Raw genomic sequence first — 24,227 nt, 5'->3', positions numbered from 1 at the left:
CCGCAATGGCGACTGCCCAAAGCCGCATCCCCCGTCCTCTCCGCCCAAAACCAAAAAGGCCGCCCCAAAGGACGGCCTCTTGTATTCTGCGTTAAGCTGCGGCCTTCTCAGTCCCGTCCCTCAGCTTGAAGTTCAGGCGATCGGAGCCGGCGAAGGCCTTGATCGTTGAACCGTCCGGGAAATTGCCCTGGAGGATCTGCTCGGCGAGCGGGTCCTGGACATATTTCTGCACGGCCCGCTTCAGCGGACGCGCGCCATAGGCCGGATCGTAGCCGCGGTCGGCCAGGAAGGCGCGGGCTTCCTCGTCGAGTTCGAGCGTGATCTTGCGGTCGGCCAGCAGCTGGCGCAGCCGTGCCAGCTGGATATCGACGATCGCCCCCATTTCGCCGCGCTTCAGGCGGTGGAACAGGATGATCTCATCGACCCGGTTGAGGAATTCCGGCCGGAAATGGCTGCGAACCACATCCATCACCTGATCGCGCACCATATCACTGTCATCGTTCTCGCCCAGCTGGGTCAGATATTCCGCCCCGAGATTGGAGGTCATGATGATCATCGTGTTGCGGAAATCCACGGTGCGGCCCTGGCCATCGGTCAGGCGGCCGTCATCGAGAACCTGCAACAGCACGTTGAACACATCCGGATGCGCCTTTTCGATCTCGTCGAACAGCACGACCTGATAGGGCTTGCGCCGCACCGCTTCCGTCAGCGCCCCACCTTCCTCATAGCCGACATAGCCGGGAGGTGCACCGATCAGCCGCGAGACGGAGTGCTTCTCCATGTACTCGGACATATCCATGCGCACCAGCGCCGTATCGTCGTCGAACAGAAAGCGCGCCAAAGCCTTGGTCAGCTCCGTCTTGCCGACGCCGGTTGGCCCTAGGAAGATAAACGAACCGATCGGACGGTTTGGATCCTGCAGGCCTGCGCGCGAACGGCGAACCGCGCGCGACACCGCCTGAACCGCATCCCCCTGGCCGACCACCCATTGCGACAGCTCGTCTTCCATGCGCAACAGCTTGTCACGCTGGCCCTCAAGCATCTTTTCCACCGGAATACCGGTCCAGCGGGAAACGACATGGGCGATGTTATCGGGCGTCACGACCTCCTGAACCATCGGATCGAGTGCCGAGGAATCCTGGCTTTCGGAAACCTCCAGCTCCTTTTCGAGCTTCGGGATCAGCCCATAGGCCAGCTCGCCTGCGCGCTGGAATTCGCCCTTGCGCTGGGCGGCCGCCAGTTCGTTGCGGGCCTCTTCCAGCTGCTTCTTGAGATCGGCAGCCAGGCCCAGCTTCGATTTTTCCGCCTGCCAGCGCGCGGTCAGTGCATCGGCCTGCTCCTCAAACCCGGTCAGGTCCAGTTCCAGCTTTTCCAGCCGGTCCTTCGACGCGCGATCGGTTTCCTTCTTCAAGGCTTCGCGCTCGATCTTCAGCTGCATGATGCGGCGGTCGAGTTCGTCCAGCTCTTCGGGCTTGGAATCCACCTGCATGCGCAGCCGCGAGGCGGCTTCGTCCATCAGGTCGATGGCCTTGTCGGGTAAGAACCGGTCGGTAATATAGCGGTTGGACAGCGTCGCAGCCGCCACAAGCGCCGAATCCGAGATCCGCACCTTGTGATGCTGTTCGTATTTTTCCTTCAATCCGCGCAGGATCGAGATCGTGTCCTCGACATTCGGCTCGTTGACCATCACAGGCTGGAACCGGCGGGCAAGCGCCGCATCCTTTTCCACATGCTTGCGATATTCGTCGAGCGTGGTGGCGCCGACGCAGTGCAACTCACCGCGCGCCAGCGCCGGCTTCAAGAGGTTGGACGCATCCATCGCGCCATCCGCCTTGCCTGCCCCCGCCAGCGTGTGCATCTCGTCGATGAACAGGATGATCTCGCCGGCTTCCGCCTGGACCTCGGAAAGAATGGCCTTCAGCCGCTCTTCGAATTCCCCGCGAAATTTCGCACCGGCAATCAAGGCACCCATGTCGAGCGCCATCAGCTTCTTGTCTTTCAGGCTTTCCGGCACGTCGCCATTGATGATGCGCAAGGCCAGACCTTCGGCGATCGCCGTCTTGCCGACGCCGGGTTCACCGATCAGGACCGGGTTGTTCTTGGTGCGGCGCGACAGGACCTGGATGGTACGGCGAATTTCGTCGTCGCGGCCGATCACCGGGTCGAGCTTGCCGTCGCGGGCGTCCGCCGTCAGATCACGCGCGTATTTCTTCAAGGCGTCAAAGCCTGCTTCCGCATTGGCGCCATCGGCGGTGCGGCCCTTGCGGATGTCGTTGATCACCTGGTTGAGCTTGGATGCGGTCAGCCCGGCCTTCGACAGGATGCCGGATGTGGCAGCCGACGTTTCAATGATCAGCGCCTGCAGCAACCGCTCGACGGTGACGAAACTGTCGCCCGATTTCTTGGCAGCCTCTTCAGCCGTGGTGAACACCTTGGCAAGCGGCTGCGACAGCGAGATCGAGCCATTGCCGCCCGAAACTTTCGGCAGCTTGGCAAGTGCAGCATCATTGGCAAGCTTGGCATCCTTGGCGCTGGCGCCGGCCCGCTCGATCAGCGACGCCGCCATGCCCTGATCGTCATCGAGCAGGACTTTCAGCACATGTTCGGGAACAAATTGCGGATGGCCCTGGGCCAGCGCATAGGTCTGAGCCGATTGCAGAAAACCGCGCACGCGCTCGGAATATTTCTCGATATTCATATGTCTACCTCCGGTAATCGGTCAGCCCAATCCTGGCACTGCCGACAGTTGGAATGAGGCTCCCTGAAAAGGCAAGCCGGTCTTTCGCCGTTCCGCCGCACGATGATACGGCCACGACAACTTGAGTGGAATATGGGTGTGTCAAAATCGAAATTAAAGAGCCCGATCCGGGTCAATTCTCAGTGTCGCGGCGATCCAAACAGGATCTTCTACATTGCAAATAAATTCAACCCGAAAATCAGACATATACTTTCAGGTGCATGAATGTTCATCGATTTGGATTTAAAATTACTTTTTCGGCAGAAAGCACTGCACGATAAATAAACCCTCCAATACTGGAACAAAATCAACAAATACTGGTTGTCGGTTGCGGACAAAATTGTAAGCCGCTTCATATCTCGAAACGAAACAACCGATGTTCTGCGCACGGGCCTTCCGCACGCAATCCATCAACGGAAAAGGTCTCCATTATGGATCGTCGCTCCATTCTTGCAGGGCTCGCCTTCGTTGGCGCAGCGCCTGTTATCCTGTCCCAAACCCGCTCAGCTCTTGCCGCCACGCCGGCAATGCCGGTGACCAGCTTTGCGGATTTGAAAACCTCCGGGCAGTTTTTCTCGACCGTCATCGGCCGGGCGGAAATTTCATTGGCCACGTCACAGATTGCCGTCGAAAAGGCCACCCAGAAGAATGCGCATGAATTTTCCGGCTTCGAACTGGGTGAGGCGATAACGGTCAACATGGTCCTCAAGGATATCGGCGCTGCCGGTCCGGCCATGGACGCCCCTGCCGAAGAAAAAATTGAAGCCCTTAAATCGGCCGCCAAGGGCAATGCGTTCGACAAAGCCTATATCGCTCTGCAACTCGACAACCACGAATATCTCCGCGACCTGTCCGACGCCTATCTCCACAACTCGGCCGGAGCGACCGATCAGGCCGAGTTGCAAGGCCGCCATCTCGCCATGTTGATGAATGCCGTGTTCAAGGAACACGTGGCGATTTGCAAGCGCATTTCAGGCGAGCTCGGCGCTTAAGCCGTCTCTCATTTTTATCTGTTCCATCTGGAGAACACCTATGAAACGTTCAATCCACGTCACCCTCGTTGCTGCGCGCCTTCTCGCAGGCGTCAGCCTCTTTGCCGCATCCGGCGCCTGGGCACAGGAAGAGCCAAAGCCCAACCCGCTTGCCGAAACGCCGGATAGCGGCACCATGAAGCGGGCGGACAAGGAAGACATGGCGCTTGTCCTGAAGAAGATGCAGGACATCGGCATCAAGCCAATCGAGTCACGCAGTGTCGAGGAGGCCCGCAGCCAGCCGACTCCTGCCGATGCAGTCAAGGCCGTCCTGAAAGACAAGGGCAAGACCCCGCCCATGCCCGCTGTAAAAAAAGAGGATATGACCTATCCGGTCACCGGCGGCACGCAGCCGGTCCGCATCTATACGCCGGAAGATGCCGGCTCTGGCCCACTTCCCGTTATCGTCTATTATCATGGCGGCGGCTGGGTCATCGCCAACATCGACACTTATGAATCATCGGCCTTGGCGCTGGCTGTCAAGGCGAAAGCCATTGTCGTCAGCGTCGATTATCGTCATGCCCCGGAAAACAAATTCCCCGCCGCCCATGACGATTCCTTTGCCGCCTACAAATGGGTGCTGGAAAAGGCATCGAGCTTCGGCGGTGATCCGGCCCGTATCGCCGTTGCCGGTGAAAGTGCGGGCGGCAATCTTGCCGCCAATGTCGCTATCATGGCGCGCGATCAAAAGGTGCAACTGCCTGTCCATATGCTGTTGGTCTATCCGGTCACGGGGACCGACATGAACACACCGTCCTATATCGCAAACCAGAATGCCATGCCGCTTTCCAAGGCTGCCATGGGTTGGTTCGTCTCGAAAGTGCTGGCCAAGCCGGAAGATGCGATGGATCCGAAGCTCAATCTGACGACCAAAGCGGATCTCAAGGGCCTTCCCCCGGCAACCGTCATCACAGCCGAAATCGATCCATTGATGTCGGATGGCGTTATGTTGGCCGAAAAGCTGAAGGCGGCAGGCGTCGCAACGACCTACATGAACAACGAAGGCGTCACGCACGAATTCTTTGGAATGGACGCAGTGCTTGACGATGCGCGGCGCGCCCAGGACTTTGCCGCCTCGGATCTGATCAAGGCCTTCGAAAAGAAGTAATGGTCTTGCCAAATTGAACGAAAGCCGAAACGCACAAAACTGAAACGTAAAAACCCGGCCATTTTGAACGGACCGCAGAAAGTTTAGACTTTCGAGGGTGTGTTCAAAGTGGCCGGGTTTTTCAACTTAGTCGTCTAAAAGCCACCTTCCGGCAGCTGTTTAAAGATCATTCCGTCGCAACGGGCTCCAGGGCCGGCGCGTCGCCGCCCTTTTCACCGTCAGTGCCTGCTTCTGCAGCAGCATCGTCACCACCGGCTTCGCCGCGGCGCGGCTGGCGGCGGGGGCGAGGCGCGGTGCGGCGGCGTGTCGGAGCGCGGCCCGTCGGTGCCTCCTCCTCCAGCGAAACCTCGACCGGCGTGCCTTCGATGACCGGCTGCGGGCCGGAACCGTCGATCACCGGCTGCGGCGCGAGATCGGGGCGGGCCTGCTCGGAACGCGGCTGCTCGCTGCGTTCGGGACGCGGCGGGCGCGGACGGTCCTGCCGCTGCTGGCGATCCTGGCGCGGACGCTCCTGATCGGGCTGGCGCTGGCGGTCCTGCTGTTCGGCCTGCGGCTGCTGGCGCTCGCCTTCCGGCTGCTGGCGTTGCTGCCGCTGCTGGCGTTCGGCCTGCTGATGATGGCGCTCTTGCTCGACCTGCTGGTCCTGACCGACGGAATTTTCATCACTGTCGTTCTGGTCCAGATCCTCGTCGCGCTCGTTGCCGTCGCGATCCTGGAATTCGTTGCGCTCGTTATAGTCGCCACGATCGTCGCGCTGGAAACGTTCCTGCATCTGCGCCTGTGCGGCTGCAATGATGCGGTTATAATGTTCGGCGTGCTGCAGATAGTTTTCTGCCACGACACGGTCGCCGGAGCTCTGCGCGTCGCGCGCGAGCGTCGAATATTTCTCGGCGATGTGCTGGGCTGTGCCGCGGATCTTCACGTCCGGGCCGGAACTGTCATAGGTCCGGGTCAGCGGGTTGGAACCCTTCCGGTTATGATTGTTATTGTTGTTACCACCGCCACCATTGTTGTTGCTGCTGGTATTGTTGTTGTTACGCCCACGGCCGCGCTTGTTCTGCTGTCCTGGCCTCATCGTTCACTCACCTGGATTCTCTTGATATTGATGATCTTGTGGCGTCGCGGCTTGCCAGGAATTCCGTCTCAACGGATTCCGCATCAAGCAGACACGCGCCGCGACCCAACCGCCTCATGACGGTACCGTCGCTGGTTAAAGTCAAATTAACAGGTACCCGCACCAGGCACTGTCGAACCCTAGCAACTCTTTTTTGAGAGTAATCCCCGCGGCAAGGTCTGACCGGAACGAATCTCTGATCTTTGACCTTCTGCCCAGTGCGTGAGAGGAACCTAGCCCGCTTCCTGTGCGATTCCAAGCCTTTTCTTCACGGTTTCGAAAAAGAACATCGCAATAACCGCCGGTTTACAGGGGTTACCGCCCGAAAGTGAAGAGGATGGCGCGGTCGTTTCCGCCGAGGTCCTTCACCCGGTCGATCACGCTAAAGCCCTCCTCCTCGAAAATCTGACCGACCACCTGCAACTGGTCGTAGCCGATTTCCACCCCGACAATGCCGTCCTCAGCCAGATGGCGCGCAGCATGAGCGGCAATGGTGCGATAGGCATCCAGGCCATCGGCGCCGCCGTCAAGTGCCAGCGCCGGATCATGATCGCGCACTTCGGGCGCCAGCGATGCCACCACGCTGGTGCGTATATAGGGTGGATTTGACACGATGATGTCGAACTTGCCGGCAATCGTCGAAAACCAGTCGCTTTCGACGCCGGCAAAGCGCTCGCTCAAGCCGTTGCGTTCGGCATTGGCCCTCGCTATTGCAACGGCGCCGGCAGAAAGATCAGACCCGACGCCGGTTGCCTGCGGCACGGCGCTCAGCAGCGCCAGGCAAATCGCCCCCGTGCCGGTGCCAAGATCGATCAGATGGCAGGACCCCTTCTGCTCCACGAACCGCTGAGCTAAGGGAACAAGCCCCTCGACGATCATCTCCGAATCCGGGCGTGGCTCCAGCGTGTCAGGCGACATGCCGAGCGTCAGACCATAGAATTCGCGGCTCCCGAGAATGCGGTGAACCGGCTCGTGGGCTGCCCGCCGCTCGATGGCATCGCGAATGCGCTGCGCATCTTTCGGCGACACGATCTCTTCCCCGCGCGTCATGAAGGCCACGGCCGGCAGGTCGAGCAGGCCGGAAATCAGCACCCGCGCATCGAGCGCCGCCTCGCCGATATGCGCCCGCAGAAACCGCGACCGCGCCTCGGCAAACAGGCTGTCGAGCGTATCGGTCATCCCTTGACCTCGCCCAGCTGCGCCAGCTGATCGGCCTGGTAGTCGGCCAGAAGCGCATCCACCACTTCGTCGATTTCGCCCATCATCATCCGGTCGATCTTGTAGAGCGTCAGGTTGATGCGGTGGTCGGTCACGCGCCCCTGCGGGAAATTGTAGGTGCGGATGCGCTCGGAGCGGTCGCCCGACCCGACCTGGCTCTTGCGCGAGGCCGAGCGTTCGCTGTCGGCCTTCTGCCGCTCCATGTCATAGAGCCGCGACCGCAGCACCTGCATGGCCTTGGCGCGGTTCTGGTGCTGCGATTTCTCCGATGACGTGACGACGATACCGGACGGCATATGGGTGATGCGCACAGCCGAATCCGTCGTGTTGACATGCTGGCCGCCGGCGCCCGATGAGCGCATCGTATCGATCCGGATATCTTCCTGGCGGATCTCGATGTCGATATCCTCGGCCTCCGGCAAAACCGCGACGGTCGCAGCCGAGGTATGGATGCGCCCTTGCGTTTCCGTGTCGGGCACGCGCTGCACCCGGTGCACGCCGGATTCGAATTTCAGCTTGGAAAACACGCCGCGCCCGGTCACGGTCGCAATGATTTCCTTGAAACCCCCAGCATCGCCGTCGCTGGCCGAAAGCACCTCGACCTTCCAGCCCTTGCCCGCAGCATAGCGCTCATACATCCGGAAGAGATCGCCAGCAAACAGTGCCGCTTCCGATCCGCCGGTCCCGGCGCGGATTTCCAGGATCGCACTCTTCTCATCGGCCGCGTCCTTCGGCAGAAGCAGGATCTGCATCTCCTGCTCGAGCTTTTCGATCCGCTCCTCGATGTCGGGCTTCTCCATCTCAGCGAGATCGCGCATCTCGCGGTCGGTATCCCTCGCGGTCAAAAGCGTGTTGACGTCTAAAAGCTCGGCCTGCGCCTTCTCATAGAGCCGGATTTTCGTCACCACCGGCTGCAGCTCGGAATATTCCGACGCCAGCTTCACATAAACATCCGCCGCCGGCCCCTCGGCCATCCGCGCCTCGATCTCGGAAAACCGCCGCTCCAGCTCGCGCATCTTTTCAACAGGTAAGGTTGCCAATGTGTACTCCGTGGGGACAGCTGCTTCGCACGTCCGTCCATTATTCTGTCTGAATTCGTGGAGGCTTACCCCCCTCTGTCACGAATGTGACATCTCCCCCTCAAGGGGGAGATCATTCTTTTCCCTATCTACATCAAAGTCAGGGATGCACAATGCCAGCGGCCAATCTCCCCCCTTGCGGGGGAGATGTCGGCGTCGCCGACAGAGGGGGGTGGGTGCGGCCAACGCGGCCCTACAACGGAACCCCAGTCTGCGCCGCAAACTCCACCAGAAGATCGCGCACCGGCGTGTGGTCGCGCTTGTCGTCCAGCGCCGCGTGCAGCATGGCCGAGAGCTTGTCGATGTCGAGCGCCAGGAGCATCGCCTTGACCGGGCCGACCGCCGTCGGCGACATCGAGACGGAGCGGTAGCCGATGCCGAGCAGCGCCATTGCCGAGAGTGGCTTGCTGGCCATCTCGCCGCACAGCGTCACCGAGGTGTCGTTGCGTTCTCCCGCCCGCACGATATCGCGCAAGATGCGCAGGAACGGGCGGCCGAGCACGTCGAACCGGTCGGAGACCCTTGCATTGCCGCGATCGACCGCCATCGAGAACTGGAACAGGTCGTTGGAGCCGACCGAAACGAAATCCACCTCGTCCATCAGCTCGTCCAGCTGCCACAACAGTGCCGGCACTTCCAGCATGGCGCCGAATTGCAGCTTGCGCGGCAATTGCTCGCCGATCTTCGACTGCCGCTGGATTTCCTTCTGCAGCAGCTCGCGCACCGTGCGCAGCTCGGAGACCTCCGTCACCATCGGTAGCATGATGCGCAGTTCCTGGCCCGCAGACGCGCGCAGCATGGCGCGCAATTGCGTGCGCAGCAGGCCGGGACGGTCAAGCGAAAGGCGGATCGCCCGCCAGCCGAGCGCCGGGTTTTCCTCTTCCGCCGCGCGGAAATAGGGCACGACCTTGTCGCCGCCGATATCGAGCGTACGGAACGTCACCGGCTTGCCCGCCGCCTGCTTCATGACGTTTCGGTAGAACAGCTCCTGCTCTTCCATCTTCGGCATGGTCGAGGCAATCATGAACTGCAGCTCGGTGCGGAACAGGCCGATGCCTTCGGCGCCGGATTCGGCCAGCTGCGGCAGATCGACCAGAAGGCCGGCATTCATCTGCAGCTTGATCCGCTTGCCGTCCAGCGTCACCGGCTCGACGCCGCGCAGCGCCTTGAACTGCTCCTGCTTGCGCGCCCGCAGCCTGACCTTTTCCTCATACGCCCGCTGCAGGTCGGCCATCGGCCGCAAATGCACCTTGGCATCGTCGCCATCGACGATGATGGCGTCGCCATTTTCAGCCAGCGCCACCACGCCCGCCGCCTGGCCCACCACCGAAATACCCATGGCGCGTGCCACGATCACCACATGGCTGGTGACGGCCCCATCTTCGAGCACCAGGCCGCGCACGTTTTCGCGGGGATAGTCGAGCAGTTCGGCTGCCCCCATGGCGCGCGCAACGACGATCGCGTCGTTGGGAAAATCCGTCGCCGACATTTTCGCGCCATAGCCGGTCAGCTGCCTGAGCAGCCGGTTGGCCAGGTCATCGAAATCATGCATGCGCTCGCGCAGGTAAGGATCCGTCAGCCGGATCATCCGCGCCTTGGTTTCGCTCTGCACGCGCTCGACCGCCGCTTCCGCCGTCAGGCCGTTGCGGATCGCCTCTTCGAGCTTTCTGACCCAGCCGCGATCATGCGCAAACATCCGGTAGGCTTCCAGGACCGCGCGGTGTTCGCCTTCCATGGATACGTCGCGGCGCGACAGCATGTCGTCGATCGAGATGCGCAAGCTACCCAAGGCTTCCGCCAGCCGGCCAAGCTCATGGTCGGTATCGTCGTTCAAAAGATTGGTGACGACGATGCGTGGCTCATGCAGCACGACATAGCCGAGGCCGATCCCGTCGTTGAAGCTCGAGCCGTCGATCGTCACCGGCCGCGAAAGGTCGAGTTCCAGCCCCGGACGCGTGAGCTTCTTCAGCTCGCCGGTCGCCACCATCTCGGCCAGCACCATCGCCGTCGTTTCCATCGCCTCGACTTCGTCGTCGCGATAGGTGCGGCTCGCCTTGTTCTGTACGACGAGAACGCCGAGAGAGCGGCCGGTGCGCAGGATCGGCACGCCAAGGAACGAGTGATAGATTTCTTCGCCGGTTTCCGGAAGGTAGGTAAAGGCCGGATGCGCCTGCGCATCGGAAAGATTGAGCGGACGGGCGGATGCCGCGATCGTGCCGACGAGGCCCTGCCCCATCTTCAGCTGCGCCAGATGCACGGCGTCCTTGTTGAGGCCTTCCGTGGCATAGAGCTCAAGCACGCCGTCGGAGCGCAGCACGTAGACCGAACACACTTCTGCGACCATGTTCTGCGCAATCTGGCGAACAATCTGGTCAAGGCGATCCTGCGGCTCGAGCGGTTCCGCCATCAGTTCGCGCAACCGCTTGAGCAGGACGCGTGGACCTGCAGAGAGGTCTCTCATCGCGCAACGTCTCCGAAATAAAAGTCAACAACTGCAGGCGGCAATTTGTTCCGGCACACTGGTGCCAAACCGTCTTCGCCGCCGCCTGTCTTAACTCTTATCCAGACCGTAGACGGAATGCAAAGTGCGAACGGCCAATTCGGCATAAGCACCATCGATCAGGATGGAAATCTTGATTTCCGAGGTGGTGATTGCCTTGATGTTGATGCCTTTTTCGGCAAGTGCGCGGAAAGCGGACGCAGCGACGCCCGCATGGCTGCGCATGCCGATGCCGATGACCGAGACTTTGACCAGGCCTGATTCGTTCTGGATGACGTCGAAGCCGACCTGGGCCTTGGCATCGTTCAAAACCTTCAGCGCCTTATCGACGTCGGTGGAGGGCACCGTAAACGTCATATCGGTCTTGGAACCGTCTTCGGAAATGTTCTGGACGATCATATCGACATTGATATGGGCCTCGGCCAGAGGTCCGAAGATCGCCGCCGAAACGCCTGGCCGGTCGGCCACGCGCCGCAGCGAAATCTGCGCTTCATCCTTGGCATAGGCGATGCCGGTGACGACTTCCTGTTCCAAAATCTCATCCTCATCACAAATCAGCGTACCGGGCGGGTTCAGAAAATCGCCCATGCCCGGCGCGTCGGGGTCTACGAAACTGGAGCGCACGAAGGTGCGAACCTTGAATACCATGGCAAGCTCGACCGAGCGAACCTGCAGGACCTTGGCGCCGAGCGATGCCATTTCCAGCATTTCCTCAAACGCAATCTTCTTCAGCCGCTTGGCCTTCGGCTCGATGCGCGGGTCGGTTGTGTAGACGCCATCGACATCGGTATAGATATCGCAACGGTCGGCCTTGACCGCTGCAGCAATCGCCACCGCCGACGTGTCGGAGCCACCGCGGCCGAGCGTGGCGATCCGGTTGTCGGGTCCAAGGCCCTGGAAGCCGGCAATGACCGCCACCTGGCCCTCGCCAAAGCGGCGGATCAGTTCCGCGCCGTCGATTTCCAGAATGCGCGCCGCACCATGGGCGTTATCGGTCCGGATCGGGATCTGCCAGCCCTGCCAGGAGCGGGCATTGATGCCGATATTCTGCAGCGCAAGCGCCAGGAGACCCGAGGTCACCTGCTCGCCGGAGGCGACCACGGCGTCATATTCGCGCGCATCGTGCATCGGCGAGGCATCGCGCGTCCAGGCAACCAGCTCGTTGGTCTTGCCGGACATGGCCGACACCACCACCGCAACCTCGTGGCCGGCATCGACTTCACGTTTCACATGGCGGGCCACATTCCTGATGCGATCCATATCCGCGACGGACGTGCCGCCGAATTTCATCACGATGCGTGCCATGTGCCTCTACCGGTCGAAAATTGCGTCGCGCGCGGGCGCGATTTTTAAAAGTTGCGGTCTCTTAGCGAAATTGGGGGCGGCGTGCAATGGCGGCGCATGGCGCTTTTGGGCCGCAGTCAGGGCGTCATGGAACGATCCACGGCCAGGCGGGTTATTCCAGCTTAGAAACAAGCATTGCCACCCACCGGTGGAACACGCATTGCACAGCATGGAGACCAGATATGAACCTTCCCCAGAACACGATCATTGCCGTAGCCGATGGCGAAAAACTGAGCCTGTTTCAAAACGAGGGCGATGCGGCCAATGTGAAGCTGAAGGCAATGCCTGCGGAAGATATCGACGCCTCGAAAATCTCCTCCGGCGGCCGCCATTCCAGCAGCGCCGCCAACCCGGATGACAGCCAGCAGGAAGAAGACGGCTTCGGCAACGGCGTCGCCAGCATGCTGAACAAGCAGGTGCTCGACGGCAAGATCAAGAGCCTGGTTATTATCGCCGCACCCCGCACCCTCGGCGAGATGCGCAAGAGCTACCACAAGTCGCTCTCCGACATCCTGATCGGTGAGCTGGACAAGGACCTGACGGGCCACTCGATCCAGGATATCGAAAAGGCGCTCGCAGCAGCCTGAGGCTCTATCAGGACCTCCGATTTAACCCGAACGGCCCGCCATCACCGGCGGGCCTTTTGCGTGTATGCAACCGCCTGTCACATACCTGTCATCAAACCCTGCTCCTGTGCCCGCGACCAACGGGGATGTGACCAATGATCGACCAACTCGACCGCATCAAGGCGGAAATTGCCGACAGCTTCGACGAGGAGCTGGAAATGCAGATGGAAGAAGACCGGCTGGACGAGCTGGTTGCAGAGGGCATGTCGGGGCCTGCCGAACCGTCGCTGGAACGCAAGATCTATTTTCGCGAACTGTTCCGGCTGCAGCACGAACTGGTGCGCCTGCAGGACTGGGTGCAATACAAGAAACTCAAGGTCGTCGTCCTGTTCGAAGGCCGCGACAGCGCCGGCAAGGGCGGCGCCATCAAGCGCGTCACCCAGCGGCTCAATCCGCGCGTCTGCCGCGTCGTTGCCCTGCCCGCACCGACCGAGCGCGAGAAAAACCAATGGTATTTCCAGCGCTACGTCTCGCAGCTGCCGACTGCAGGCGAAATGGTGCTGTTCGACCGCTCCTGGTACAACCGCGCCGGCGTCGAGCGCGTCATGGGCTTCTGCACGCCCGAAGAGCTCGATGAGTTCTTCCGCACTGTCCCGGAATTCGAACGCATGCTGGTGCGCTCCGGCATTATCCTGATCAAATACTGGTTCTCGATCACCAACGAGGAACAGGAATTCCGCTTCCAGATGCGCATCCATGATCCATTGAAACAGTGGAAGCTGTCGCCGATGGACATGGAAAGCCGCATCCACTGGGAGGACTACACCAAGGCCAAGGAAGAGATGCTGGCGAAAACTCATATCGAGGAAGCCCCGTGGTGGGTCGTCCAGGCGGTCGACAAGAAGAAGGCCCGGCTTAACTGCATCGCCCATCTGCTGGCGCAGATTCCGTACGAGGATGTACCGAAACCCGAACTCGTCCTGCCCGAACGCGTCCGCCACGACGACTACACCCGCCACCCGGTCCCGCCGGAAATGTATGTGCCGGAAGTGTATTGACCGGAGCCGGAAGCCAGCGTTTGGGGTAAAGCCCCTCATCCGCCCCATCGGGCACCTCTCCCCGTAAACGGGGAGAAGGAACTTGCGGCAAGCCCGGTCTCCCTCTTCCCGCAAGCCGCAAACTCCGTCGTCCCCTCTCCCCGCAAGCGGGGAGAGGGCTAGGGTGAGGGGCGCCCCCGCAACGGTCAGTCACACCCCCGCCACGATCACTCCGCCGCATTCCGCGCCACCACAGCCAGATAGGCCGCCCGCAGCTCCGCAAACACCGAGCGCTCAGGCGCCGGCGCGCCCAGATGCAGGCTGCGCAATTCCACCATGAAATCGGTCCACATCGCCGGTCCGCCCTCTTCCAGCAACTCGGCGCGGATCGAGAGTTCCTCGGATGCCCGCGTATGCCGCCTGCCCCAGGCGCCCATCTGCGCCAGAAGCGGCACCAGCTGGATCGACGGTTCGGTCAGGCTGTAAATGCCCTTCTGCTTGTGGCTGGGATCGTCGCGGCGCGACAGCAGTCCGCTCTCGGTCAGCCGCTTCAGCCGGTCGGCGAGGATATTGGAGGCGATCCCCTCTTCCGAATGGGTGAGAAGGTCACGAAAATGCCGCCGGTTGCCAAACATCAGGTCGCGAATGACAATCAGGCTCCAGCGGTCGCCAAGCATTTCCAGGGTCAGATTGATCGGGCATCCTGATCGCTGCAAATTGTCCACGGCATGTCCTTCGCTAAACCGCTTGCAATATAGGATCAGTTATCGTACAAAACAACCAGTTGCATATTGAAATCAGTTTGGGAGGATATGATGACACCGCAGCTCTTTGCCCACCCGTTTTCATCCTACTGCCAGAAGGTTCTGGTGGCGATCTATGAAAACGGCACCGCGTTCGACTACCGGATGCTCGCGCCTGAAGAACCCGCCACGATCGAGGAATGGCAGTCGATCTGGCCGATCAAGCGGTTTCCGGTGCTGAAGGACGGTGAAAACGCTGTCATGGAAGCGACCATCATCATCGAATATCTGATGCTGGCCTATCCCGGCAGCGTCCGCCTGATCCCCGAAGAGCCAAAGGCCGCGCTGCGCACCCGGATGATGGACCGCTTCTTCGACAATTACGTCATGACCCCGATGCAGAAAGTCGTGTTCAACCAGATCCGCCCGGAAACCGATCGCGACCCCTATGGCGTCACCGAGGCAAAGGCGATGCTTGACGATGCCTATGGCTGGCTCGACGGCGTCGTGGCGAAAAGCGAATGGGCGGCAGGCGATACGTTCAGCCTCGCCGACTGCGCCGCCTGCCCCTCGCTCTTCTACGCCGACTGGGTGCATCCGATCGCCGAAACCTTCCCAAATGTCCGCGCCTACCGCACCCGCCTCCTCGCCCGCCCCTCCTTCGCCCGCGCCATCGAAGAAGCCCGCCCCTACCGCTCCTTCTTCCCCCTCGGCGCACCTGACAGGGATTGAGAGTACGCTCTTCGCTACAGCACGGCGAAGAGCGCTACCTCAAAGGCCGGACGATTTTCCGGATCTCTGAAGAGAATTCCAAAGCCTGCTGGGCGTAAAATCGTAACCCAGCCGCAGCCAGTGCATGACATCGAACGGGTGCGCGACAATGAGGTCGGCGGCCTCATACCTGAGAGCCTGAAGGGTTCGCCGGCCGGAAGACGCCGTGACGACCACTTGCGTATCGATGACATCAGCATCCTTGGTCATAAAATCTTTCAAATTGTCCGTCACGAGAATGTCGGCATTGGCACCGAAGGCCGTGGCCAACACGCCCGCATCCTCCGCATCGGACATCGCGAAACGCTCCTCCCCTGCCAATATGAGATAGGGATCGAGCGCATCCGGGCCGTATTTCATGATGTCGATAATCGAACTGCAATACCCGCTGACGCGTTCCGCTGGAAATTGGTGGCGGAGAAGAACCGTTTCGAGCGTCTCGATCATCTCGAAAGAGATGACGAGCTGCGCCCTGTCCGTCATGCCCCATTGATGCCGGGCGAGCATGGATACCAGGGTTTGGTTTGCGCTTCCCGTATGACCACGGTCATACGCCATGATGTTGCCCACGAAGATGTTGACATCGAGCAACACACGGACCGCACGATCCATGGTTACGTCCGGCGCGCGGCGCGGCTGAGAGCCGTTGCCTCTTCCATCATGTCGATCTCGCTGGAAGCATCCCCTGGACCTCCGAAACGCTGCTCGGATGCAAGATCGGCCGTTGCCTTCTCAAGCCGAACCCGCGCCGCCGCCGCCATCATCTCGCGCCCCAGTCTGTTGATCGTGTCCTGATCGTTTTGCGCGTTCAACTCGAGTAAAAAATCCCGCACGCCCTTGGGAAGCCCGACAAAGACCGTGATGGCGCTCGAAACCGCATTCGATACCGACCGGTTTTCCATCGAAGCCACTCCCTTTAACTTCGTGGCAGTCTTGCTATCGACATTGGCCGAAATTGTGGATGACATCGCAGCCTCCTATAGAAACACAGCGTTTCTATATAGCTCAAACGGTGCCACTGAACAACCTGTACGTTGAGCTGAAAGCCGTGCAGACGGCTCCCGCGAAGGCCACCGCTTTTCCCCATCCCTACCTCCGTAGACAAGGTACCCGGAAGGCGGATGAAGGGCTTACCGCAGTCTCCCCCTTCTCCCCAGCGGGGAGAAGTGCTGAGCGCATGCGAGGCGATGAGGGGGCGGTTCGGCGGGTTCTGTGCGTACCGCCCCCCTCATCCGGCGCTTCGCGCCACCTTCTCCCCGCCGGGGAGAAGAGGGAAGGTCACACCGATCACCCAGCATCCCCAAACCGCATCACCACCTCGAACCCGCCCAATCGGCCCGTAGCGGGAGAGCGCACGTCGAAACCGGCATTCATCTGCTGCAACAACCGCTCGGCGATCGACAGGCCGAGCCCCGAGCCCGGCGATGTCGTCGCTCCGCGGCCGAAACGTTTGCGCACCGCCGCCAGTTCGTCCGGCGGCAGGACTGCAGCGCCGTTGACGATGCGGACCACGCCGCCTGTTTCCAGGCTGATGTGCACCGGCTCGTCCCTATTGCCGTGCAGAAGGGCATTTTCGATCAGGTTTCGCAACACGATCGCAAAGGCATCTTCGCTATAGTGCCCCTCCAGCAAGGCCCCCGGCGCGCGCGAAAGCTGCAGGCGCCTTGCGTCCGGATCGCTGCGCTGGAAATCCGTCACCACCAGTTCCAATACCCGCGCCAGATCGACGGTCACGGTTCCGGCGCCGATGCCGGCTTCGGCGCGTGCCAGCTGCAGCAGTTTTTCGGTCGTGTGGCTGAGATTGGTCAGCGATATCCTGATCTGCTGGGCGCGCCGCTTGCGCGGTCCCTCAAGCTCGGCGATCAGCATCTGCGTCTGCGCCAGGGCGCCGGCGATCGGCGTTCGCAACTCATGTGCGCTGTTGGCTGTAAATTCCCGCTCGGCATCGAAGGCAGCCTGCAGCCGGCTCAAGAGGCGGTTGACGGAGCTGGCGATCGGCCGCAGCTCCCGTGGCAACATGCTGGAAGGCACCGGCGCCAGGTTGCCGCCGTCCTTTTCCTCGATCGCCTCGCGCAGATCATCGACGGGCACGAGCGCCCGGCGCACGATCAGAAAGATCAACAGGATGCTGACCGGGATCAGCACCAGAACCGGCAGGAACAGCGCCATGCTGCCTTCCGTCACCGCCTCGTTGCGATTGTCCATGGCGTCGGCAACCTGCACGAAGGTCATGCCGTCGGCAGAGCTTGCGGTGTAGAAATGAAAGCTGTCATTTTCGAAGAAGCCGCGCTTGAGCGGCACGTCGAAGGGCTCCATCGGCGCATCATGCGAGCGGATGAGGATCTTTCCGGCCGCGTCGCGAACCTGGTAGACCAGATATTCCTCTCCCAGATCCTCGGCTTCGCTTTGAAAATGCCGGGGCGATGGCGGCCCTTCGCGCCTTTGAAGATCGTCCAGCACCAACGGCACCAGCCGCTCGGCCGTTTCCTGCAGCGAGCCGTTGAAGAATTCGCCGAACTCATCCTTCATCACCGCAACGCCAAGACCTGCGGCAATCAACCAGAAAGCCACGATCAAGCCGGTCAGCCACAGGATCAGCCGACTGGTTATGCTGCGCGTGCGGTTTTTCGGCACCGTCACGCCGTCGCCCCGATCTTGTAGCCGACGCCGCGCACGGTCACGACATGGTCACGCCCGAGCTTCTTGCGCAGGCGGCTCACATAGACCTCCACCGTATTGCTCTCGATCTCGGAGCCGAACGCATACAGTGCCTCCTCGATCTGCGCCTTGGAAATGATCGCCCCCGGCCGCGCCAAAAGCGTGTCGAGCACCGCCCATTCGCGTCCGGAAAGGCCAACCTCAACCTCACCGGCAAAAACCCGCCGGTCCACCGGGCTGATCTTCAGCTCGCCATAATGGATCATAGGGGCATTATTGCCGCCGTAGCGGCGGATGACGGCCAGCATGCGGGCAGACAGTTCGCCCAGATCGAACGGCTTGACCAGATAATCGTCGGCACCGCTGTTCAAGCCTTCGATCCGGTCGGAAATCTGGTCATGGGCAGTCAGGATGATCACCGGCGTCGCATTGCCGGCCGCGCGCAATTCCTTCAGGAGCGCAATGCCGCTGCCATCCGGCAGGCGCAGATCGAGCAGGACAAGACCATAGGCCACGGTGCGCAAGGATATGCGCGCATCATCCAGCGTCTTCATCCAATCGACCGCATGATCGGCTGCGGCGATGTGATCGCGCACCGCCTCGCCCAATATTTCATTGTCCTCGACGAGCAGAACACGCAAACCGCCGGTCCCCCTATCGGTCAATTCCACCGGCATTCTTATTTCCTCTTTGGGCTGCGCCGTCAAACGGCTTTGAGGCCACGGCAAATTGCCCCGCCCCCTTGAGAGAGCAGGCCGTATGATCGAAACATCTCGCCAGCCGCTTAGGACGCGGTGTGCATCCGGCGTGCCGCCACGGCATAGCGCACCGCACTGACGATGGGCGCCACAGGATTGACCGTTGCGGCGAGATCGCGATGCTGGCGCAGGGCAGCTGCAAATGTGCGCATATTGGCAGTGCTGACGGAGGTGAAAACGGCCAGAAGACACAGGATCAACACGAGGTTGATCTTGAACTTCTGATAGAAAGGCCGGTGCCTGATCCGCACCAGCACGATCAGCAGCGAGGGCACGACCCCAAACAGCAGCATATGGATGATGAAACCCGCAGTCAGGAAATGGCCGGCTTCGGAGCCAGCCGTCTGGGCCACATTGCGGATCATATCGACGTCGATAATGGTGCCAAACGTATCCATGAAGCGCGCGCTGGCGGCGGCAATGATGATCAGCAGGATGAAAAACGGTTTCGTCAGATATTTCACGGAAACCATGACGCAGAGCGCCGAAAACAGAGAAAAAAGCCCGATGACGAGCAAAAACAGCGCCGTGCTTGGCGCCCCGAGATAGCCGGCCGCCTTCGACCAGAACGTCCTGTTGGTGAGGAAGACGAGATAAAACGCCACGATCAGGCTCAACATCTCGCTACCGATGACCGGGCGCAACACGCGCGGCGTGGCGATTGGTAGGCTATGCACCGGCAAGCAACTCTCCTGCAAAACATCGAAAAGGATGGATCCGGCCGCAGCCCGCCCGCCGGTCCAAAGCCCCAGCCACGGTCCATTGGCCGCGTGCCACGCCGCAGCCGTCTCCATCCCCGGCACATCTGGTCCGCTTTTCTGACAGGAGCCTGAACGCTAGGCCGGGCAGGACGGAGCTTTTGCCGGGAAAACAACAGGCGCGCGCGCATTGGCGCGTTCAGGCTGCTGTCAGAATTCCCAGGCACGTTTCATGTCAACACTGGAGATTGCTATTTGAAAGCGCGTCGAATTCCTCTCGGACCGGTCTATATCGCCACCCTCATCCTGGTGATCGTCCTGATCCCGCTGATCCAGTCTTCCGGATCCCAATCCTCCGCACTGGCACACCGCCTGTCCTCGGCTGCGGCAATGAGCGTGGACAAAGCGAAACTTTAGCGCGCGAAACCAGACGTGCTTGCGGCTGCCTCACAGTCTGGAAACACCTACAAAGGTGGCGCCACCGTTCCACCTCCCCCTTGAGGGGGGAGGTCGCGACGCAGTCGCGGGTGGGGGTGACCCACCACGAACACCATCGTCAATCGGATACGCCGCAAATCACCCCACCCCGGAGCTTCGCTCCGACCCTCCCCCTCAAGGGGAGGGTGAAAGCGAACGCCACAGCCCTTTCTCCCCCTCGGCGGGGGAGAAAGCAAAATCAAGATCTTAGCGCAGCTAAGTCCTAGATTTTGCAGGAGAGGGGGTCAACAGGGCCAACGCTGAGAACTCCCGTCCCCCATCCCGCGACACTGCCAACCCTTGACTTTCATACCCGATCGTCCGACTTCACCAGGGGTAAAGTCCAAGGAGTTCCGATCATGACCGAGCAGGCCCGCAGCACCATCGACCAGAACGAAGTCGACCGGTTTTCCGCCATGGCCGCCGAATGGTGGGATCCGAAGGGCAAGTTCCGGCCATTGCACAAGTTCAATCCGGTCCGTCTCACCTATATCCGCGACCGCGTCTCGGACAATTTCGGCCGCGAGGCCAAGGCGCTGCAGCCGCTGAAGGGCTTGCGCATCCTCGATATCGGCTGCGGCGGCGGTCTTCTGTCCGAGCCGATGGCCCGCATGGGGGCCGATGTGGTCGGCGCCGACGCCTCGGAAAAGAATATCATGATCGCCAGAACCCATGCGGCCGGCAGCGGCGTTGCGGTCGATTACCGCGCTGTCACCGCGGAGGCGCTGGCGCAAGCCGGCGAGACCTTCGATGTCGTACTCAATATGGAAGTGGTCGAGCATGTCGCCGATGTCGAATTCTTCATGAGCACCTGCGCTTCGATGGTGCGTCCCGGCGGCCTGATGTTCGTCGCCACCATCAACCGCACGATGAAAGCGGCAGCGCTCGCTATCTTTGCCGCCGAAAATGTCCTGCGCTGGCTGCCGCGCGGCACCCATCAATATGACAAGCTGGTGCGCCCGGAAGAACTGGAAAAGCCCATTACCGCCAGCGGCATGCAAGTCACCGACCGCACCGGCGTCTTCTTCAACCCACTGTCGAACCAGTGGAACCTGTCGAAGGACATGGACGTCAACTACATGATCGTCGCCAAACGCCCGGCGTAAAGAAAGGCTTCCCTGGACCGCCGTACCGGCTTGTCAGGCGCCGCTCTGCCGCGCCATCCATTCGTCGCGCAGCAGCGCATAGATGAACTCGTCGCCCCAGACGCCCTTGAACTGGTCGTTCTGGATCAGATGCGCCTCGCGCCGCATCCCCAACCGCTCGACCACCCCGACTGACCCTGCATTGGCGGCATCGAGCCTTGCAAAGGCACGGTGGAAGTTGAGTGTTGAAAACGCGAAATCCAGAATGGCCCGCATCGCTTCCGTCGCATACCCCTTGCCCGCAAAGGCCGGATTGAAGATATAGCCGACCTCCACCTGCCGCGCGATCGCGCTTTCAAGCTTCAGCACCACTTCGCCGATGACGGCTGCGTCCTCGCGGCGCTCAACCGCAAACACGGCGGCATCGCCCTTCTTGCGAAGCCGGGGCACACACGCTCTTTCGAATTTTTCGGCAGCTTCGGCGTCATCGAGCGGCTCAGCATACAGATAGCGATAGACCTCCGGCAGGCGGTGATAGGCTTGGAATGCCGCAAAATCGGCGGGCACGAACCGCCGGATGTCCAGGCGTTGCGTGGAAAAGCGAAGATCGGAAAAATCCATCGGTCTTAAAACTCCAGTCTGAACACGGCCCACAGATGGATATCAAGCCGTTGAATTAAAAGAGTGCAGCACTTTTGCCAAGGATCAGCCAAGACCTCAGATACCGGGCCTGTGGCAAAAAGCAAAGACACCATCATCCCCGCCTTGTACCGCCGTGCTAGGCTGTCAAAGATCGGACCAGAAGGACCACATTCTCGCCTCGGCCGTTCAGTTCTTTGACAGCGTTATAAGACCGTCAGCACGGTCAGGCGCGACGATTTCGGTTTTTTTTTCGATCGATCCAAGGCACACTCTGCGAATGACAAAGCTTCTGGAACAGGCGGTATCAGCCGCACGGAATCTCCCTACGGAAATGCAGGACGATATCGCCCGCATGATGCTCAGCTATGCCGGGGATGATGAGCGGGTCATCGAACTGTCGCCGGAAGAGGAGGCTGATCTGATTGAGGCCCAAGCCGAAATGGCGCGGGGAGAATTTGCCACCGAAGCCGAGGTGCAAACCATATTGTCCAAATATCGCCTGTGAAACTACGCTATTCAAAACGAGCGCTCCACCAGATCGACGAGGCGCTGGGTTACCTCGCGAAGCAGTCACCCCAAGGGGCCGCAAAAGTGGCAGCCCGCATGGCGCTCATCCTGACATTGCTGCAACAATATCCCCATACGGGCAGCAAAACAAAAATCTCGGGCGTCCGCCGCGTTTTCCTAACGCCTTATCCCTATTTGATTGACTATTACGCAGGTGCTGACGAAATCGTGGTGCAACGCTTTCGCCACGCCATGCGGCGTCCGTTAAAATAAAAGCCCCGTGCTAGACTTTCAACGTCAGCACATGCGCAAGCAGATCGGCCTGCCCCTTGGCATTCTCCTGCGCAATCCGCCGGACTTTGTTCCGGTCGATCGCATAGGCTTCACCCCCGGCGGTGAAGGGTTCTTTAAAGGTGAAGGCTCTGCCGGACGCGCCGTGATCGTGGAGATATTCCAGCCGCCCGGCGCCGTCCTGCCAGTCGGGCACGCGGTGCCCGTCCACCCACCAGAGCACAAGCGGCGGCCAGCTGGGTTTGATGTTCCAGTTGCGCCCGTTCTTCAACGCGTCGGCGTGAACGCCATGATAGGAAAATGCCATCAACGATTCGATATCGGTCCAGAGCGACAAGGAGGACGGCGCGCTGTCAAAACCGCTACCTTCGATGAAACGCGGAAAAACCTGCTGGCCCCAGCTGCGCGGTCCCGGAACGCCGCGATAGCCGGAGCGGCCGATGAAACCGGATGCCCGCGCGGCAGCCTCGAAATTGGCTGGCTCGCGCAACACGAAACCCTCGACGCGAGGGTCGCCTTCTGGCCCGGCATGCAGGCCGAAATTGTAGATGGCCAGACGAGGTCCGCCCGCCGTCATGTCAGTTCACGTCGTCCGGCAACACCGGCAGGGCGGCAATCTCGATGCCTTCCTCCAGAAGCGCCTTGGCTTCGTCGATCGTCGCCTGCCCGATCAGCCCGCGCTGCTCGGCCTCACCATAATGGATCTTGCGGGCTTCCTCGGGAAACTTTGTCCCGACATCCTCGGCATTGTCGCGGATGGACGTGACCAGTTCGCGGATCTTGGCCACCGCTTCCTTGCGGGCCTGATCCATCATCAGCACCTTGGTCTCGTCCTTCTTGCGGGCCGTCGAAACCGAAGGCGCCATCAGCTCCTTGCCGACCGTGGCAGAGCCGCAGACGGGACAGGACACAAGGCCAAGCTCCGCCTGCCGGTCGAAATCGGCGCCGGAGGAGAACCATCCCTCGAACGAATGGCCGTTGTCGCAGGCAAGCGTGTATTTGATCAAGCGGCCACGTCCCCGGAGGCGCTGAGCGGCACCTCCTCGAGCTGGAACGGCCGGCCGTTCTTGAGGTTAGGAATCTTGCCCCGCGCCGCCGCAACCTGGGTGATGTCGATATCGGCGATCACGATGCCCGCGCCGGTACCGCTGGCCGAGGCCAGAACGCGTCCCCACGGATCGATGATCATCGAATGCCCGAAAGTCTCGCGGCCATCCTCATGCACCCCGGCCTGGGCGGCGGCGATGACGAACATGCCGTTCTCGATCGCTCTCGCGCGCAACAGGATTTCCCAATGCGCCTCGCCGGTCTGGCGGGTGAAGGCTGCCGGCACCGACATGATCTCAGCACCCGCCGCTGCCTGCGCCCGGAACAGCTCGGGGAAGCGAACGTCGTAGCAGATGGCGCAGCCGAGCTTGCCGAACGGTAGACTCACCAGCTTTGCGGTCGCCCCCGGCGTATAGGCGGCACTTTCGCGCCAGCTTTCGCCATTGTCGAGATCGACGTCGAACATGTGGATCTTGTCGTAATGGGTAATCTTTTTGCCATCGGGGCCGAACAGGAAGCCGCGATTGGCCATCTTGCCATCGGCAAGGCCGATCGCCGTTGAGCCGACATGCAGATGGATGCGCAATTCGCCGGCAAGTTTCGATGCTGCGGCCACGATCAGATCGCTGCCCTCGTCACGAAGCGCAGCCTTCATCGCCGCGCGGTCGCGCTGCAGAGCGCCGGTCATTTCCGGCGTCTGCACGTATGTAGCGCCCTGGGCAGCTGCCTCGCGCACGAGCCTTGCCATCGTCCCGGCATTTTCGGCCGGATCGACACCGGAACACATCTGGATCGCTGCGGCCTTGAACGTCATTG

At 60.9% G+C, this 24,227-nt stretch carries 25 protein-coding genes; 9 read left to right on the top strand and 16 right to left on the bottom strand.

What is annotated here, in order from left to right; genetic code table 11:
• Positions 1–91: 91 nt before the first annotated feature.
• Positions 92–2,698, bottom strand: coding sequence for an ATP-dependent chaperone ClpB (gene clpB / locus ASD32_RS18840; protein WP_060639533.1), 2,607 nt, complete (start codon positions 2,696–2,698; stop codon positions 92–94).
• Between the two features lie 470 nt (positions 2,699–3,168).
• On the opposite strand from clpB, the gene ASD32_RS18835 reads away from it, so the two are divergent.
• A complete protein-coding gene (locus ASD32_RS18835; RefSeq protein ID WP_060639532.1) occupies positions 3,169–3,729 on the top strand; it encodes a DUF4142 domain-containing protein in 561 nt (186 codons plus the stop codon).
• 40 nt (positions 3,730–3,769) lie between these two features.
• On the top strand, positions 3,770–4,876 hold the full coding sequence (locus tag ASD32_RS18830) for an alpha/beta hydrolase (protein WP_082546817.1): 1,107 nt from the start codon (positions 3,770–3,772) through the stop codon (positions 4,874–4,876).
• Between the two features lie 166 nt (positions 4,877–5,042).
• On the opposite strand, the gene ASD32_RS18825 is transcribed toward ASD32_RS18830, so the two are convergent.
• The 5 genes from ASD32_RS18825 to ASD32_RS18805 all read right to left on the bottom strand — a co-directional run bounded on the left by ASD32_RS18825 (position 5,043) and on the right by ASD32_RS18805 (position 12,092).
• Positions 5,043–5,951, bottom strand: a complete 909-nt coding sequence (locus tag ASD32_RS18825; protein ID WP_060639531.1) for a DUF4167 domain-containing protein — start codon at positions 5,949–5,951, stop codon at positions 5,043–5,045.
• 354 nt (positions 5,952–6,305) lie between these two features.
• Complete coding sequence (gene prmC, locus ASD32_RS18820; protein WP_060639530.1) at positions 6,306–7,169, bottom strand: peptide chain release factor N(5)-glutamine methyltransferase; 864 nt, start codon at positions 7,167–7,169, stop codon at positions 6,306–6,308.
• Entirely contained in the window at positions 7,166–8,248 is a 1,083-nt protein-coding gene (gene prfA, locus ASD32_RS18815; RefSeq protein ID WP_060639529.1) for a peptide chain release factor 1, read from the bottom strand. The genes prmC and prfA overlap by 4 nt, the downstream gene beginning before the upstream one ends.
• A 232-nt stretch (positions 8,249–8,480) precedes the next feature.
• Positions 8,481–10,748 carry a phosphoenolpyruvate--protein phosphotransferase gene (gene ptsP, locus ASD32_RS18810; RefSeq protein WP_060639528.1) on the bottom strand — a complete coding sequence of 756 codons (2,268 nt, stop codon included), beginning with the start codon at positions 10,746–10,748 and terminating at the stop codon, positions 8,481–8,483.
• A 90-nt stretch (positions 10,749–10,838) separates the two neighbouring features.
• Positions 10,839–12,092, bottom strand: a complete 1,254-nt coding sequence (locus ASD32_RS18805) for an aspartate kinase (protein ID WP_060639527.1) — start codon at positions 12,090–12,092, stop codon at positions 10,839–10,841.
• Positions 12,093–12,313: 221 nt separating this feature from the next.
• Here ASD32_RS18805 and ASD32_RS18800 point away from each other — a divergent pair, with 221 nt between their 5' ends.
• Together ASD32_RS18800 and ppk2 are read left to right on the top strand one after the other, a co-directional pair.
• Entirely contained in the window at positions 12,314–12,718 is a 405-nt protein-coding gene (locus ASD32_RS18800) for a host attachment protein (protein ID WP_060639526.1), read from the top strand.
• Positions 12,719–12,852: 134 nt separating this feature from the next.
• Entirely contained in the window at positions 12,853–13,755 is a 903-nt protein-coding gene (ppk2, locus tag ASD32_RS18795; RefSeq protein ID WP_060639525.1) for a polyphosphate kinase 2, read from the top strand.
• Between the two features lie 206 nt (positions 13,756–13,961).
• Here the strand turns inward: ppk2 and ASD32_RS18790 are convergent, their stop codons facing one another.
• A complete protein-coding gene (locus tag ASD32_RS18790; protein WP_082546816.1) occupies positions 13,962–14,459 on the bottom strand; it encodes a helix-turn-helix domain-containing protein in 498 nt (165 codons plus the stop codon).
• Positions 14,460–14,549: 90 nt separating this feature from the next.
• Here ASD32_RS18790 and ASD32_RS18785 point away from each other — a divergent pair, with 90 nt between their 5' ends.
• Positions 14,550–15,209, top strand: a complete 660-nt coding sequence (locus ASD32_RS18785) for a glutathione S-transferase family protein (RefSeq protein WP_060639523.1) — start codon at positions 14,550–14,552, stop codon at positions 15,207–15,209.
• A gap of 39 nt (positions 15,210–15,248) precedes the next feature.
• On the opposite strand, the gene ASD32_RS18780 is transcribed toward ASD32_RS18785, so the two are convergent.
• The 5 genes from ASD32_RS18780 to ASD32_RS18760 form a co-directional block, all read right to left on the bottom strand.
• Positions 15,249–15,860, bottom strand: coding sequence for a PIN domain-containing protein (locus ASD32_RS18780; RefSeq protein ID WP_060639522.1), 612 nt, complete (start codon positions 15,858–15,860; stop codon positions 15,249–15,251).
• A 2-nt stretch (positions 15,861–15,862) separates the two neighbouring features.
• Positions 15,863–16,216, bottom strand: coding sequence for a hypothetical protein (locus ASD32_RS18775; protein ID WP_060639521.1), 354 nt, complete (start codon positions 16,214–16,216; stop codon positions 15,863–15,865).
• A gap of 319 nt (positions 16,217–16,535) precedes the next feature.
• A complete protein-coding gene (locus ASD32_RS18770) occupies positions 16,536–17,882 on the bottom strand; it encodes an ATP-binding protein (RefSeq protein ID WP_060639600.1) in 1,347 nt (448 codons plus the stop codon).
• 2 nt (positions 17,883–17,884) lie between these two features.
• Positions 17,885–18,547, bottom strand: a complete 663-nt coding sequence (locus ASD32_RS18765) for a response regulator transcription factor (protein WP_060639599.1) — start codon at positions 18,545–18,547, stop codon at positions 17,885–17,887.
• Between the two features lie 143 nt (positions 18,548–18,690).
• A complete protein-coding gene (locus tag ASD32_RS18760) occupies positions 18,691–19,341 on the bottom strand; it encodes a DUF1705 domain-containing protein (protein WP_244490202.1) in 651 nt (216 codons plus the stop codon).
• A 276-nt stretch (positions 19,342–19,617) separates the two neighbouring features.
• Here ASD32_RS18760 and ASD32_RS29660 point away from each other — a divergent pair, with 276 nt between their 5' ends.
• Together ASD32_RS29660 and ubiG are read left to right on the top strand one after the other, a co-directional pair.
• Positions 19,618–19,779: a hypothetical protein gene (locus ASD32_RS29660; protein ID WP_156383229.1), complete on the top strand. Its 162-nt coding sequence runs from the start codon at positions 19,618–19,620 to the stop codon at positions 19,777–19,779.
• Positions 19,780–20,198: 419 nt separating this feature from the next.
• A complete protein-coding gene (gene ubiG, locus ASD32_RS18755) occupies positions 20,199–20,945 on the top strand; it encodes a bifunctional 2-polyprenyl-6-hydroxyphenol methylase/3-demethylubiquinol 3-O-methyltransferase UbiG (protein ID WP_060639519.1) in 747 nt (248 codons plus the stop codon).
• 33 nt (positions 20,946–20,978) lie between these two features.
• On the opposite strand, the gene ASD32_RS18750 is transcribed toward ubiG, so the two are convergent.
• The gene (locus ASD32_RS18750) at positions 20,979–21,545 is read right to left on the bottom strand and encodes a GNAT family N-acetyltransferase (protein ID WP_060639518.1); all 567 of its coding nucleotides are present in this window, start codon (positions 21,543–21,545) and stop codon (positions 20,979–20,981) included.
• Between the two features lie 298 nt (positions 21,546–21,843).
• Between ASD32_RS18750 and ASD32_RS18745 the strand changes: the two genes are divergently transcribed.
• Positions 21,844–22,071, top strand: coding sequence for a hypothetical protein (locus ASD32_RS18745; RefSeq protein WP_060639517.1), 228 nt, complete (start codon positions 21,844–21,846; stop codon positions 22,069–22,071).
• Complete coding sequence (locus tag ASD32_RS18740; protein WP_082546814.1) at positions 22,068–22,346, top strand: type II toxin-antitoxin system RelE/ParE family toxin; 279 nt, start codon at positions 22,068–22,070, stop codon at positions 22,344–22,346. Before ASD32_RS18745 ends, ASD32_RS18740 begins: the two co-directional genes overlap by 4 nt.
• Before the next feature lie 10 nt (positions 22,347–22,356).
• On the opposite strand, the gene ASD32_RS18735 is transcribed toward ASD32_RS18740, so the two are convergent.
• Genes ASD32_RS18735 through ASD32_RS18725 form a run of 3 tightly spaced genes read right to left on the bottom strand, consistent with a single transcriptional unit; the run spans position 22,357 to position 24,225 of the window.
• A complete protein-coding gene (locus ASD32_RS18735) occupies positions 22,357–22,941 on the bottom strand; it encodes a DUF3291 domain-containing protein (RefSeq protein ID WP_060639515.1) in 585 nt (194 codons plus the stop codon).
• Between the two features lies 1 nt (position 22,942).
• On the bottom strand, positions 22,943–23,371 hold the full coding sequence (locus tag ASD32_RS18730) for a DUF1178 family protein (RefSeq protein WP_060639514.1): 429 nt from the start codon (positions 23,369–23,371) through the stop codon (positions 22,943–22,945).
• On the bottom strand, positions 23,368–24,225 hold the full coding sequence (locus ASD32_RS18725; RefSeq protein WP_060639513.1) for a carbon-nitrogen hydrolase family protein: 858 nt from the start codon (positions 24,223–24,225) through the stop codon (positions 23,368–23,370). Before ASD32_RS18725 ends, ASD32_RS18730 begins: the two co-directional genes overlap by 4 nt.
• Between the last annotated feature and the right edge of the window lie 2 nt (positions 24,226–24,227).

The organism is Rhizobium sp. Root483D2 (assembly GCF_001426685.1).
GTDB classification, from domain to species: Bacteria; Pseudomonadota; Alphaproteobacteria; order Rhizobiales; family Rhizobiaceae; genus Pararhizobium; species Pararhizobium qamdonense.
This window is presented reverse-complemented; position numbering and strand designations above follow the sequence as displayed.